Origin of the sequence: Rhizomicrobium sp., assembly GCA_037200985.1 — a bacterium.
In the GTDB taxonomy this organism is placed as follows: Bacteria; Pseudomonadota; Alphaproteobacteria; order Micropepsales; family Micropepsaceae; genus Rhizomicrobium.
In genome coordinates this window covers 1-12896 of the sequence record JBBCGJ010000001.1, presented here as the reverse complement: position 1 = coordinate 12896, position 12896 = coordinate 1, and the positions used below count along the sequence as shown (strand labels likewise).

Here is a 12896-nt window from a genome sequence, read left to right as displayed (position 1 = left end):
CCCTAAAGCTAGAGGCTTACGCGCCGGCGCGCGTTACCGAGGGGGTCATGAACGGAAAATCTATTTCGCAGGCAGCGCTTAGCACGGCTGCCGTCCTGGTCATTCTTGGTGCAGCCGGTGGCGCATCGCAGGCATGGGCTCAGACCACGCCGGCGCTCGCGCCGTTTCATTCACCCTTCGGCGCCGACAAGGATGCGGCAAGCGCAGAGGCGGCGGACTTCAATGCCTTGATGAAGCTCTACGACGCCTATAAGGACGCCAAAGCGACGGAAATAAAATGCATATATACCTACATGTGGGATTCCAAAGCCTATCACGACGCCTATACAGCTTATGATGCAGCTCTTCAGCAATATCTGCGCGATTATAGCAGTGTTACCTACCCCGCAGTCGGCGATCTCTCCTCGATGCGGTCGGTGAACTGGGATTACTACGCCAAAGATTGGAAAGCCGTCACGGACACGCTCGCCCGCGAAGACAAGAAAAGTCATCTCGCCGGCGATTGTCACGACAAAACGCTGCCGGCGCCAGAACCGCAGAGCCCAACACCGCCGCCTGAGAAACCGGCACCGCCGCCTCCCGCGGAAGAGCACTGGACCGTTCCCCTGCCGCCGAAACCGGACACCTGGGAAAACCGCCCCGAGATCGGCATGACGAGTCCTTGGAACGGACCGTTCGGCGGCGTCCAGCTCGTCGGCATGACCAGCAGCGTCGCGACCGTCGAATATTTGGACGCGACCGATATCCGGACGAACGGCTTCGACGATTCCGGCAGCGGCTTCGGCGGCGGCGTCAACGTCGGCTACGACTGGCAGGTCGGCACCAATATCGTGGTGGGTGTGGTCCTGGACGCCGATATTGTCGGCGGCGTCGTCAACCATCACTTCGCGGGTGGCAACTTCATCGGCTCCGATGTGGACTTCACCGGATCGGCGCTGATCCGCGGCGGCCTGCTCGCGACCCCCGATCTGCTGATATACGGCGAGACCGGCGTAAGCTTGGCCGACGAGAGCATCAAGATCGACTTCGGCGGCCCGCGCACAGACGAAAGCACGATTACGCCGGGGTTTTCGCTCGGCGGCGGCGCCGAATGGATGTTGCCGAACCCGATCCTTCCGGAGTTTGGCTCTTCGAGCTCGGTGTTCGTGGACTACGAGCACACTTGGTGGAGCGGCAGCCGGCTGAACACGCCGGCTGCATCGCCGCTGTTCGATTATACATGGCTCCCGCGAAGCAACACGGTCACGATCGGCCTTCGCGTCCAGTTTGGCGCTACGAGGACCTTCCGATGAAGTGGTTAGCCAAGGGGTCAGTGCCGGAGCATGCGAAGGGCTGAGAGACTGGGTCGCTTTCGGTGGTGCCCTATTTGGGCAGCATGGGTTTGCCTTCATGGGCGACCAGCAGGTCGTGCATGTCGTCGGCGCGCTCCTCCTCCACCGACAGGATCCATTCCAGCATCCGCTTCGTCGTCGGATCGTTATCGCCGAAGTAGCGGATCAGTTCGCGATAGTGATCCACCGCGATGCGCTCGGCGATCAGGTTCTCCTTGATCATGTCGACGAGGGTCGGTCCCGTGGAATATTGCGACGCCGAGCGGCTGGCCAGCCCTTCGGGATCAAAATTGGGTTCGCCGCTGAGCTGGGTGATGCGTTCGGCGACGGCCATCATGTGCTCCTGCTCCTCCTTGGCGTGCTCGGCGAACTCCGCTTTGACGCCCTCGCTGGAGATGCCCGCGGCGCTGACGGAATGCATGGTGTAGCGCAGGACGCAAAAGATTTCGGTGGCCAGGACCGATTGGAGGATATCGACCGTCTTCTTGGGGTCGCCCTTGTAGGTCCAAGTCATGGCGTCTTCGGCGATGTTCTTGCGCGCGCGGTCGCGTAGAGTCTTCACATCGCTGAGGAACGGCGTGGCGTGCTTTGCTTTGGCTTTGGCTTTGGCATGTCGTTTTCCTTCCGTTAAGGGCTCAATTCAATTTATGCCCCTGCATCGAGATCGATCTTCGTCTCGCGCTCCCAATGGCGCAACGCGCGGCAGGCTTTGACGAAAGACATCGCGTCGGCCTTTGTGGCCAGTTTGATGCAGGCTTCGTCCAGATCCTTCGCCAGGCCGGCTTTCTCGAAGACAAGCGCTGCTTCGGACGAATAGCCGATGAACTTGCAATGGGCGAAGGCGTCGTTGACGAAATCCTTTGCGCACGAATCTCCAGCGAGAAGTTTCGCGCCGTCCTTCGACGCGAGGATGGCCACCGCGTCGAACAGCACGGAGGGACCACCATCGATCTTCTGCTTGGCGGCGACCTTGGTTCCGTTCGACAGAATGACACCGCAGATCTTGGGCGCCACGACTTCGCAAACGCCTTTTTCCTTTTCCACCGCGGCGACGAGCGCGTCGAACACAGCCGCATCCGCGCCATCGGCCGCCAGGATGCCGAGCTTACGGCCGGTGAAGCTATTGACGGGCTTCTTCAACATGCTCAAAGCCGGCGACGGCGACAGCTTTGTATTGACCGGCCGCGCGGCCCGCGCCGGCTTGGGCAGATCGAGACCCAGGCCATCGGCCACGGTCATCGCCAAACCCCCGTCGATGTGGATCAGGTGCGAAACCGTGCGCGAACGGATGTCGGGCCGTTCGACCTTGCTCAGCTCGAATACGATGGCGTCGCCGATGTGCTTCTGCTCCACCGGCGTCTGGCTGATGTAGAACTGTCGCGCCTGGCTGTAGTGGTCCGCGAAACTCTCCGGACGCAGCCGAGTCTTCGGCCCGTTCTCCTCCGCCGCGAAACTGCGAAAGCCGCGATCCGGATTCTCGCGCGGCCCGCCTTCGGCGCCCCAGCTGTTGGGCTCGTAATTGGCGCGGGTCTTCGGATTGTTCATCTTCGGCTTCCAGCGGAATTTGACGAAGGTCGAGCGGTCTTTGGCGTCCAGGAAACGGAAAGTATGGATGCCGAAACCTTCCATGAAGCGAAAAGACCGCGGGATGGCGCGATCGGACATCACCCACATGATCATGTGCAGGCTTTCGGGCGTGAGAGAAATGAAGTCCCAGAAATTGTCGTGTGCCGATTGGGCCTGCGGGAAGTCGCTGTCAGGCTCCGGCTTCACGGAATGAACGAGATCGGGAAATTTGATCGCATCCTGGATGAAGAAGACCGGGATGTTGTTGCCGACCAGATCCCAGTTGCCTTCCTTGGTGTAGATCTTGACCGCGAAGCCGCGAACGTCGCGCGCCAGATCGCCGGAGCCCTTGCTGCCGGCCACCGTCGAGAAGCGCACGAAAGCCGGCGTCTTCTCGCCCACGCGCTGGAACACGTCGGCGCGTGTAATCTTCGTGAGCGACTCGGTTAATTCGAAATAACCATGCGCGCCATAGCCGCGTGCGTGCACGACACGTTCGGGAATCCGCTCATGATCGAAGTGAAAGATCTACTCGCGGAAATGGGCATCTTCTAGGAGCGCCGGTCCGCGTGCGCCATAACTCTACGTGTTCTGGTCGTCGGCGACCGGAATGCCTTGTTGTGTGGTTAAGGTCTCGACGCCATCCGATGCGATCTGGTGGGTCTCGCCGCCCTTGACTTGATTCTCGCGGTAACTGGGTTCTTGTTTTGCGCCTGGTACACTTTTGTGTGGCTGGCTCTGTTTCTTGTACGACGCCGCAGTCGTGGCTCTTTTCGATGCCATGGCGAGTCCTCCCTTGTTAGATTTTCTCGATAAGGCCCCCGCTGAAGTTGACGCTACTGTTGAAGAAGTGTCGCCGGCATTCTTTCCAGAATACGCGCCAGCGGGCACAGAAGTTCCCACCCTTCCGTCCGCGCGGTCGGCCCGCAACGAACGCATACCGAAGATGGCGAACAGCTAGGCGCGTTTTATCATCCGCAGGATGACGATCAGGATGACCGCGCCCAAGGTCGCCGTGATGAGCGAGGCAATCAGGCCGCTGCCGATGCTGATGCCGAGAACCCCGGCCAGCCAACCTCCGACAAGGGCGCCAACGATGCCCACGACAATGTCGCCAACCAGGCCAAAACCGCCGCCCTTGACGAATGTCCCGGCTAGCCACCCCGCAACGCCACCGATGATCAGCCAAAAGATGATTCCGTGCGTGTCCATTTCGTCCTCCAGCAAAGTTTTCTAATTTTCGCAAATACAGACGGGCAACGTCGAAGACTGACCGTTCACAAACAAAAGGGTCAAGTGCCAGCACCGATCCTGCTACTCTGCTGCACCGCAGCGTATGATGGAGCATGACGATCACCTGGGAAAAAAGCTCTTGGCCCCGCTCGTCGCCTGACCGCTCACCTCCTTGGAGAGAAGCTAGCGCCGCGGCGGTCGCGATCGTGTTGCCGGTGGGCCGCTGGTTCGACTTTGTCGCGCCGCCGCCTCTGTTTTTCGCCTACCTGCTGGGCGAGACCGCCGCGTATCTGGCGCTCGTCGAGCTCGTCAAAGCACTTTTCTATAGCTTGACGGCGGAACACTGACAGCTTCTGCGGGCGATGGCGGTCCCGCCGCCGCGCGGCTATTCCGCGCCAAAGCGCGCTTCCTGGAGATCGACCTCCCGGACGAGTTTGCGTCCAAGCTCGTCCGAAAGCTCGTTGTTCCGGGTTGCCCGATACAGCGCGTCGCGTTCGGCGCGCAAGCCTGCGAGACGGAGTTTGCGCTCGATCGCATCGGCCTTGCGTGCCTCGATACCTTCTTCGCCAATTTTGGATCGTCCCTTGATCCGCTGACGATAGAGCTCCATGATCCGGGCACTGGCGTCGGCATAGATATCGGCGTCGTTCCAGTTTTCTCCTCTTTCGCGCATCGCACGCTCAATAGCGGCAATCGCGGCCTCGGCCGCGGCGATGCGGGCGTGATCCTCCTCTTCCTGGTAACTGGGTTCGGGCGGAAGCTTCAGACCTTTCAGCAGATAAGGCAGCCCCAGGCTCGCGGCGACGAGCGACACGATGATGACGCCGGCGGCCAGGAAAATCGCGACATCTCGCGCGGGAAAGGGGGAGCCATCGGTCAGCGTCAGCGGCAGGGTGAGAACGCCCGCCAGGGTGATGGCGCCGCGAACGCCCGCCAGAGACGTCGCCGCGATAAGGCGCCAGCCCGGGACGTTCCGGCGCTCGCCACGACGGGCGGCCCGAAACAGCGTGAAGCGCAGCGATGTCCACACCCAGACGAACCGAAGCACCGCCAAGGCAACGGTCACGGCAACGACATAGAGGGCGAGCCAGACCGCCTGGCTGTGACCGGTGTCGTGTACCAGCGCTTTCGCGCGGAGAACGATCTGGGGAAGCTGCTCGCCCAGCAGCACGAATATAATGCCGTTCGCGGAAAATTGAATCAGATCCCAGACGGCGACGCGGCGGACGCGCGTCACAGGCAGCGCCTGTCCCGTCTGTTCGGCGTAGCTCATGCTGATGCCCGCCGCGACAGCCGCGAGAATGCCGGAGCAATGAAGCTCCTCGGCCAGGAGATAGGCGCCGAAGGGAATAAGAAGACTGACCAGAATTTGCGAACCGGTTTCTTCGCCGAAATGCCGTGACACCCAGTTCTTGGCGATCGTCGTTCCCCAGGTTACGGCGATGCCGATGGCGATCCCGCCCAAAGCCAGCCACAGAAATGTTCCGACCGCGGCTGCGGGCGAAAAGGTTCCGGTCAGGGCCGCGGCGACGGCGAACCGCATGCAGACCAGGCCCGACGCATCGTTGAGCAGCGACTCGCCTTCCAGGATATGCAGCAGCCGCTTCGGGATCGGTACCCTGTGGGCGATGGCAGACACCGCGATGGGATCGGTCGGCGAAACGACCGCCGCCAAGGCAAATGCCACGGTCAGTGGCATGGCCGGGATCATCCAATGGACGAAAAACCCGAGGCCAACGACCGTGAACACGACCAACCCCAACGCCAGTTCGAGGATGGTGCCCTTGTCGCGGAAAAGTCCCTCTTTGGGGATGCGCCAGCCGTCGAGGAAAAGGAGCGGCGGCAGAAAAAGCAGGAAGAAGATATCCGGGTTCAGCGCGACTCCCGAATGGGCGAAAGCGGCAATGACCGCGCCGAGGCCGATCTGCACCAGCGGCAAAGGCACCGGCACCGGCGACATGCGCGCCAGCGCGCCGCTGACCACCACGGCCAACAGCAGGAACAGGACAAGCACGATCGTTTCCATGGCCGCTTTCTAAATCATACGGCTCGGGGCGACACGACCTTTTGACAGTCGCCGCGGTGCCGCGAAAGCGGAAGACGGCGTCTTCCAGGACGGTACGCGCCTCTTCGCCAGCGACTTCATCGGTCCGTTGCTTGAACCCTACGGGCTGGAGCAGATCGACATTTTGCGCGGTCCAACCTCGGTGCTCTACGGCCAGAACGCGCCGGGCGGCCTCGTCAACATCGTGTCGAAGCGCCGATCTGCGGCTGTATCCCGATTCGCGCGTCGTTGAGCTTTTGCGCGGTCACCGTGACGGTTTCGATGGCGTCCGCATTGGCCAATGAGCTGGTCGATACCAGCGCCACCGCCGCCGCGGTCGCAAGCAAGTAAGAACGGTACACGGATATTCCCTCGGCAGTTGCCGCTTCGCTCTTGAGCGCAACCAATCGTCGGAAGCGATGACATTGTGAATGCGGGAAACACGGCGATTGCCCGAAAGCCGTCGCGGATTCACGCGCTTAATTCAGCAAAGTCAGTCGAGAGGAGGGCCGCGGCCGCGCCAGCCGACGGCCTGAACGACCGAAACCGTTTCGGTCATCATCGGCGCGGCAACCGCCACCTGAATGGGCAGCGGGAGGATGATCGGCGCTGGCGTTACATAGGAGCCGCAGCCAAGAAATCCAGGCAAAGCGGGCAATGCTCCGGATCGTCGGGGACTGCCGGCGCCTTATGATCACGACTCTGTGACAGCGCGATCTTCGCGCCGGGCGCGCCGGCCGACTCGAGATGAATATGGGTTTGGACGGCAAAGCCGGAGAGCAAGAAGCTCAGCAGCGCGAAGGCGGCGACAAAGGTGCGCAAAGACAGCGCCGGAGCCGCGATTTTCGCCGCCCCCTTTCGACCGATATGCCCTCTCACTTGCTGCAACGACGTTGGCCTGGCCGCGTTTGCGCGAGTTTTACACACGATTTCGCGCATGATTGCAACAAGCGCGCAATTCCAACACCGATACCAAGCGTCTTTTGGCGCCGATGCGAAGCACGAACATCCTCCATAAGGGTTCGTTATCGGTTAATGCCCGGCAGCCGAGTCAAGGACGTGCGGCGACATGGTGATGCGAACGTCGTTGTTCGGACCCGATAGCCAGGGCCGTTTCATTATGAAAGAGCGCAATGAGCAAGAGCGCAGCGCGAAGAGTAACAAGTTGTTTTGCTGACGCGACTTTTGCTTCAGTGATATGAAGGCCATGGCAATTCGTTGGGGCATTGATATGAAGATTTCGCGCGTGGTCGCGGCCTTGTTGATCGCCGTGCCGCTGGGTTTCACGGCGACGACGGCCCAAGCCTCGCTTCCCAGATTTCCCCAACCCTATGGCGACCGGATCGCCTTCGTCGCCGACGGCAATGTCTGGTCCGTCGAGAAAACAGGCGGGACGGCCACGCGCCTGACCAGCGCTCAGGGGCAGGACATGCTTCCGCGCGTGTCTCCGGACGGCAGATGGATCGCCTATACCGAGGCCAGCCGCGCCGGCACGGACATTTGGGTGATTCCAGCTTCGGGCGGCGCCGCGCGCCGGCTAACCTTCCAGCCGGCGACAGAGGCGGGGACCGGCGGCCGGCACGGACCCGACAATATGGTGGTTACCTGGACGCCGGATTCGAAATACGTCGTCTATTTGAGCAAGCACGACCAGTGGAACGGCTGGATTCAGAACATGTACAAGGTGCCTGTCGCCGGCGGCCAGCCGACGCCGATGCCGATCGACAGCGCCGTTGGCCTGGCGACCTTCGGGCCGGACGGGCATACGATCGCCTACAACCGTATCTTCCGCAATTTCCGGACCTGGAAGCGCTATAATGGCGGCTTGGCCCAGCAGGTGTTCACCTACGATTTCGACACACGGGCGCTCCATCAGATCACCGACTGGTCAGGCACCAACACCTCGCCCATGTGGCACGGCCGGAAGATCTACTACCTCTCCGACCAGGACAAAAATCGCCGCGCGAATATCTGGGTCTACGATCTCGACACCAAAGAGACGCGTGAAATCACCCACTTCACCGACTACGACATCGACTTCCCGGCGCTTGGCGGCGATGCCATCGCCTTCCAGCAAGGCGGCAAGCTCTATCGCCTCGACCTGATCAGCGAGGAAACGCGAGAAGTCCCGGTCAGTGTGCCGGATGACAATCCCCGCACCCGCATCCATGTCGACGAGGTCCATGACGAGATCCGCAGCGGCGACCCGGCGGGTCAGACGGACTACGCGCTGGCACCGAACGGCAAGCGGACACTGTTCTCGGCCCGCGGCGATATCTTCAGCTTGCCCACCGAGTTCGGCGCAACCCGCGATCTGACGATGACCCAGGGTATCGACGAGGACCATCCGGCCTGGTCGCCGGACGGACGCACCGTCGCCTACACCACCGATGTCGGCGGCGCGCAGCAGATCGCCGTACGCCCGGCCGAGGGCGGCCCCGAGAAAGTGCTGACAGCCTTCACGGAAGGTTACTTCTACGGACCGATCTTCTCGCCGGACGGCAAGACCCTGGCCTTCAGCGATGGGACGCACCGGCTATGGACGGTCCGCACGGACGGCGGCGCGCCGAAGCAGGTCGCGCAGGACAAGTTCGGCGAAATCCACGACCAGGCCTTCTCGCCGGACGGGCGCTGGCTCGCCTTCAGCATGTCGGCGGTCAATCGGCGGCGCGATCTTTATCTGTACGAGGTTGCAACAGCCAAGTTGACGCGGCTGGGCAACGGCGGCGAGGTCGATTACGGCCCCGCGTGGTCGCCTGACGGCAAATACCTCTACTTCGTTTCCAATCGGCATGAGAACACCGTGCCGTCCGACATAGAGTTCGATTTCGAGGTTTTGAAATCCAATGGCGTCTATGCGGTCCCCCTATCGCGGGATACCGCTTCGCCGACGGCACCTCGCTCGGACGAGGCCGATAGCGGATCAAAGCCTGGTCAAGCCGGCGACAGCCAGGACCAGCCGCCGGACAAGGACAAGAGCGGAAAGAGCGAACCTGCACGCGATGTCACCAAACCCATCGCGCCCATCCGGATCGACCTGGACGGCATGATGGCACGCGCCGTCGCGCTACCCATCGATGGGGCCAACATCGCGCGCATGGATGCCCGCGGCGACCGCATCTACTATCTGACTCAGCCGATTGGCCTGATCGACGGCGCCCTCAAAGGCGAGAAGTCGGCTCTCCATTTCTATGATCTCGACAAGCGCAAGGATTCGGTGGTGACGGAAGATGTCGACAGCTATTCCCTCTCCCTGGACGGCGAGAAGGTCGTGATCAAACACGATGACAACTATACGGTTCTCGACACCAAGGCAGACGCGTCCAAGGACAGCGACAACACCAAGAAGCTCGATCTCGATCACATGCGCGTGCTCGTCGATCCGCGCGCCGAATGGGCCGAGATGTTCGAGAATGCCTGGCGGCTAGAGCGGGATCTGTTCTTCTCTCCGGTGATGAATGGCCAGGACTGGAAAGCCGTCCATGACAGCTATGCCAAGCTGCTGCCGTTGCTCGGTTCGCGCGAGGACTTGAACTACCTGATCGGCCAAATGCTGGGCGAGATCGGCAACTCCCATACCTATGTGGGGGGCGGTGATGACGGCGACACCCAGCCCAAGGCACATTCGGCGCTACTTGGCGTCGACTGGGCGTTGGATCAGGCGTCCGGCCGATATCGGCTCGCGACCATCTATCCAGGAGACAACACACGCGACGACTATCGCAGCCCCTTGGCTCAACCCGGCGTCCACGTGAAAGCCGGCGATTACGTGCTGGCGGTGAACGGCATCGATCTTCGCGCGCCGACCGACCCGGACAGCCTTCTCCAACTCGCCGACGCCGACACCACCGTCGATCTCACTGTCGCCGACAGCCCTGACGGTCCGTCGCGCCACGTGGTCGTCAAGCCCGTCGAGCGGGAACTCGGTCTGCGCGAAGCTGCCTGGATCGCGCACAACAGGGCCGTGGTGGACAAGCTGTCCGGCGGAAGGATCGGTTATGTCTATATGTCGGATATGGAGCAATTGGGCCTGCAACAGTTCGTGCGCCAGTTTTACGGCCAACTCGACAAACAAGCGCTGATCATGGACGACCGCTGGAATGGCGGCGGCTTCGTCGCGCCCTATGCGCTGGAGCGCCTGCGCCGTGTTCTGGTCACGCTCGGGACGAACCGTGAAGGCGCTGTCGCCACCGAACCGGAACAGGTGCTGAACGGACCGAAGATCGCGCTGTTGAACCACTGGTCGGCTTCGGACGGCGACATTTTTCCCTATCTCTTCAAGCTCTACGGCCTGGGCCCGCTGGTCGGCACCCGATCCTGGGGCGGCGTTCGCGGAATCCGCGGCAACTGGCAGATGATGGACGGCGGCTATATCACCATTCCCGAGGACGCGCTCTACACACCCGATCGTGTCTGGTCGGTGGAGAACCACGGCGTCGATCCCGACGTGGAGATCGAGAACATGCCCGCCGACCTTCTCGCCGGACATGACGCGCAGCTGGAGACAGCCGTCAGTCTTTTAATGAAGGCCATCGCGGACAAGCCCGCCGCGCTGCCCGCTCCGCCACCGCTACTGCCGCCCTATCCGCCCAGCGGAATGGTGCAACCAAAGCCTTGAATAGGAACGCGTCATAACTCCTGGTCCGAGATCGTTCTTTGGATAGCGGGAGGGATAAGCTTTTAGGCCCTGCGCAAAAGACAAGCCGCTTGCCTTGATGACTCGACAATCTCATCGCAAGTCTTTCGTGGCACCAGCGCGAACGTCGGATTTCGATGGTGCCGCGCGGTCGAGAGTGGACTGCAGGTCAAGCAGCGAGCGGGCAACCGCCGAAGGCCGTTGCGCAAGCCGTAGACGGGCGGCCAGCGGGCGGATCGCAAATGAATCAAACGCCATGAAGCGGGGCATTGCCGGCCTGGCCAACCGCAACTCGCGGCCGCGCCAGGAGCGCCGCCCAATGGTGAGCAGAGTCCTCAAGCGGCTAGGTCTGAACAGCCCCAAGATGCTCGAATCGGTCGAACCGGTGCGCCGTTATGGCAGCAGGCTCTGGCGCACGTTGCCGGGCCCGGCTGAATTCGAACCAGCGACCAGACCGTTATAAGGGCAAAGCCTCCCCCAAAAAAAACAAGGAAACCTGACTTTCTCGTCAATTGCGTTGACTATCATGCATAGCAATTTCAAGAATTTAAATTCCTGCCGCACCTGCTCGTACCTCCGCCGCAACGCTAAGCGGCAGCAAAGGGGATCGAAGCTTGCGTGTCGACATGATTCGTTCGCGCGACCCGTAGTGACAGAAGTCACTGGGCGCGTCTCAGCGCTACCACGTCAATGGAGTGGCAATTTAATAATTTCAATGCTTAGGCATGCAAGCGCACGCAAAAATGGGCGCTGATAGGCTGATTTCGCCTCCGTGCGTTACACTTGCGTGCCACCAGAACGCCTGTTCTCACCTCGAGCCTACTGAGTGATGCGGCCTTGGCAAAGATCATCATCTTATCGCCTGACAGCCGTGCCGGAACTTGCCCGGCGCCGTCGACGCATTCGATAGTGGCTTGCGAGGTCACCGTACCGCCAGAAAACGACGCGGCTTCAGCCATTGATGCTCAATTACGACACGCCCATTACCGATACGCCAGGACTGCCGGCTACCGTCAACGAGCATTGGCAATCGAAATCCTGCGCCATCTATGCACGGATACCGTCTATGAGATCAATCCAATGGATCGCTGAACGTCACTATCGGACTGCCGACGTCCTCGCCGGACCGCGTGACGCCATGGCGCGGGCATACGGAACGCATGCTCCACTCGAAGACCACGCCCTTCACCCTGCGATTAAATATCTAGGGCTCGCGCTGCCTGATGAAAAACTCGACAGGCACGACGAGTTCGATGCTGTCGCCCTTGACCTGGTCCGGCGGCGGCGGCAGGGGCTGCACGCGCTGAATGAGAGAAAGCACTTCATCGTCCAGCAGCGCAAAACCGCGGCTATGATCAATGGACGCCGCCAGCACCCGGCCGCCACGGTCGACGGAGAAGCGCAGATAAACGACGTCTTCTTCCGCGCGCATCTGGGCGAGGCCCGGATAGCGCTTGGCGCGTTCGAGCTTGGCGAGGATCGCGCCCTCCCAGCTTTCCTCCGCCGGGTGCGATGCCTCCAAGGCCGCGCCCGAAACGGGTGCCGCAGCGACGTCGTTCTTGGACGCAACGGAGGTCGGCATGTCGGTGCTGCGAGCGACGGCCGGCCGGTCGGGCGGCGCTGGCGGCGTCTTGTGCTCATCCGTATGCAGGACGATCTCGCCGTGCATGACCGGCGGCTGCTTTATCTTGGGCTGCTTGAGCGGCTTTTGCTGCGGCTGAGGCTTGGGCTGGGACAGGACCTGGTGCGGACCGGGCGGCGTGTCCTTGAAAATCGCGGCGGGCGAGGACGGCACGGGCGCCAGGTCCACGATCAGCGCCGCGGATTGGGAGGGCATGGCGGTCGTGCTTGCCCATTCCAGCACGCAGATCAACGCGATACCGACATGCAGGCAGACCGCAACGAAGGCACTCGTGCCATAGCGCGCGAGATCGGCTGGTATGCGGCCGCGGAAGATGCGGTGGGCGGCGCCGCCATTTGCCGGCGGCAACGGAGCGGGCCCGCCGCCGATCATCGGTCGCGGTCGGATGAACGCGCCGCGCGAGGGGCGAACGGTCATTTGCGTCGGTTTGGAATGCGCGCTCAT

Annotated in this window: 12 protein-coding genes; 4 read left to right on the top strand and 8 right to left on the bottom strand. The window is 61.7% G+C overall.

What is annotated here, in order from left to right:
- Positions 1-47 precede the first annotated feature (47 nt).
- Positions 48-1292: a hypothetical protein gene (locus WDN01_00060; protein ID MEJ0024392.1), complete on the top strand. Its 1245-nt coding sequence runs from the start codon at positions 48-50 to the stop codon at positions 1290-1292.
- Positions 1293-1362: 70 nt separating this feature from the next.
- Here WDN01_00060 and WDN01_00055 read toward each other — a convergent pair whose 3' ends face one another.
- From WDN01_00055 to WDN01_00040, 4 genes are all read right to left on the bottom strand, one after another.
- On the bottom strand, positions 1363-1845 hold the full coding sequence (locus WDN01_00055; GenBank protein MEJ0024391.1) for a ferritin-like domain-containing protein: 483 nt from the start codon (positions 1843-1845) through the stop codon (positions 1363-1365).
- 131 nt (positions 1846-1976) lie between these two features.
- Positions 1977-3425 (bottom strand): catalase, encoded by a 1449-nt coding sequence (locus WDN01_00050; protein ID MEJ0024390.1) that lies wholly within the window; start codon positions 3423-3425, stop codon positions 1977-1979.
- 54 nt (positions 3426-3479) lie between these two features.
- Positions 3480-3680 carry a hypothetical protein gene (locus WDN01_00045; GenBank protein ID MEJ0024389.1) on the bottom strand — a complete coding sequence of 67 codons (201 nt, stop codon included), beginning with the start codon at positions 3678-3680 and terminating at the stop codon, positions 3480-3482.
- Between the two features lie 174 nt (positions 3681-3854).
- Entirely contained in the window at positions 3855-4109 is a 255-nt protein-coding gene (locus tag WDN01_00040; GenBank protein ID MEJ0024388.1) for a GlsB/YeaQ/YmgE family stress response membrane protein, read from the bottom strand.
- Between the two features lie 134 nt (positions 4110-4243).
- On the opposite strand from WDN01_00040, the gene WDN01_00035 reads away from it, so the two are divergent.
- Positions 4244-4477, top strand: coding sequence for a hypothetical protein (locus WDN01_00035; GenBank protein MEJ0024387.1), 234 nt, complete (start codon positions 4244-4246; stop codon positions 4475-4477).
- 38 nt (positions 4478-4515) lie between these two features.
- Here the strand turns inward: WDN01_00035 and WDN01_00030 are convergent, their stop codons facing one another.
- The 3 genes from WDN01_00030 to WDN01_00020 form a co-directional block, all read right to left on the bottom strand.
- The gene (locus WDN01_00030) at positions 4516-6156 is read right to left on the bottom strand and encodes a Na+/H+ antiporter (protein MEJ0024386.1); all 1641 of its coding nucleotides are present in this window, start codon (positions 6154-6156) and stop codon (positions 4516-4518) included.
- 215 nt (positions 6157-6371) lie between these two features.
- The gene (locus tag WDN01_00025) at positions 6372-6536 is read right to left on the bottom strand and encodes a hypothetical protein (protein ID MEJ0024385.1); all 165 of its coding nucleotides are present in this window, start codon (positions 6534-6536) and stop codon (positions 6372-6374) included.
- Between the two features lie 253 nt (positions 6537-6789).
- Positions 6790-7113, bottom strand: a complete 324-nt coding sequence (locus WDN01_00020) for a hypothetical protein (protein MEJ0024384.1) — start codon at positions 7111-7113, stop codon at positions 6790-6792.
- Between the two features lie 268 nt (positions 7114-7381).
- Here WDN01_00020 and WDN01_00015 point away from each other — a divergent pair, with 268 nt between their 5' ends.
- Both WDN01_00015 and WDN01_00010 read left to right on the top strand, forming a co-directional pair.
- Complete coding sequence (locus WDN01_00015) at positions 7382-10792, top strand: S41 family peptidase (protein ID MEJ0024383.1); 3411 nt, start codon at positions 7382-7384, stop codon at positions 10790-10792.
- Positions 10793-11647: 855 nt separating this feature from the next.
- A complete protein-coding gene (locus WDN01_00010) occupies positions 11648-11902 on the top strand; it encodes a hypothetical protein (GenBank protein ID MEJ0024382.1) in 255 nt (84 codons plus the stop codon).
- Between the two features lie 112 nt (positions 11903-12014).
- On the opposite strand, the gene WDN01_00005 is transcribed toward WDN01_00010, so the two are convergent.
- Complete coding sequence (locus WDN01_00005) at positions 12015-12824, bottom strand: TonB family protein (GenBank protein ID MEJ0024381.1); 810 nt, start codon at positions 12822-12824, stop codon at positions 12015-12017.
- Positions 12825-12896: the final 72 nt, after the last annotated feature.

Coding starts and splice junctions, on each gene's coding strand:
- WDN01_00030 (MEJ0024386.1), bottom strand. CDS start 6,156: ATGGAAACGATCGTGCTTGTCCTGTTCCTGCTGTTGGCCGTGGTGGTC.
- WDN01_00040 (MEJ0024388.1), bottom strand. CDS start 4,109: ATGGACACGCACGGAATCATCTTTTGGCTGATCATCGGTGGCGTTGCG.
- WDN01_00005 (MEJ0024381.1), bottom strand. CDS start 12,824: ATGATCGGCGGCGGGCCCGCTCCGTTGCCGCCGGCAAATGGCGGCGCC.
- WDN01_00035 (MEJ0024387.1), top strand. CDS start 4,244: ATGACGATCACCTGGGAAAAAAGCTCTTGGCCCCGCTCGTCGCCTGAC.
- WDN01_00060 (MEJ0024392.1), top strand. CDS start 48: ATGAACGGAAAATCTATTTCGCAGGCAGCGCTTAGCACGGCTGCCGTC.
- WDN01_00045 (MEJ0024389.1), bottom strand. CDS start 3,680: ATGGCATCGAAAAGAGCCACGACTGCGGCGTCGTACAAGAAACAGAGC.
- WDN01_00015 (MEJ0024383.1), top strand. CDS start 7,382: ATGGCAATTCGTTGGGGCATTGATATGAAGATTTCGCGCGTGGTCGCG.
- WDN01_00020 (MEJ0024384.1), bottom strand. CDS start 7,113: ATGCGCGAAATCGTGTGTAAAACTCGCGCAAACGCGGCCAGGCCAACG.
- WDN01_00055 (MEJ0024391.1), bottom strand. CDS start 1,845: ATGACTTGGACCTACAAGGGCGACCCCAAGAAGACGGTCGATATCCTC.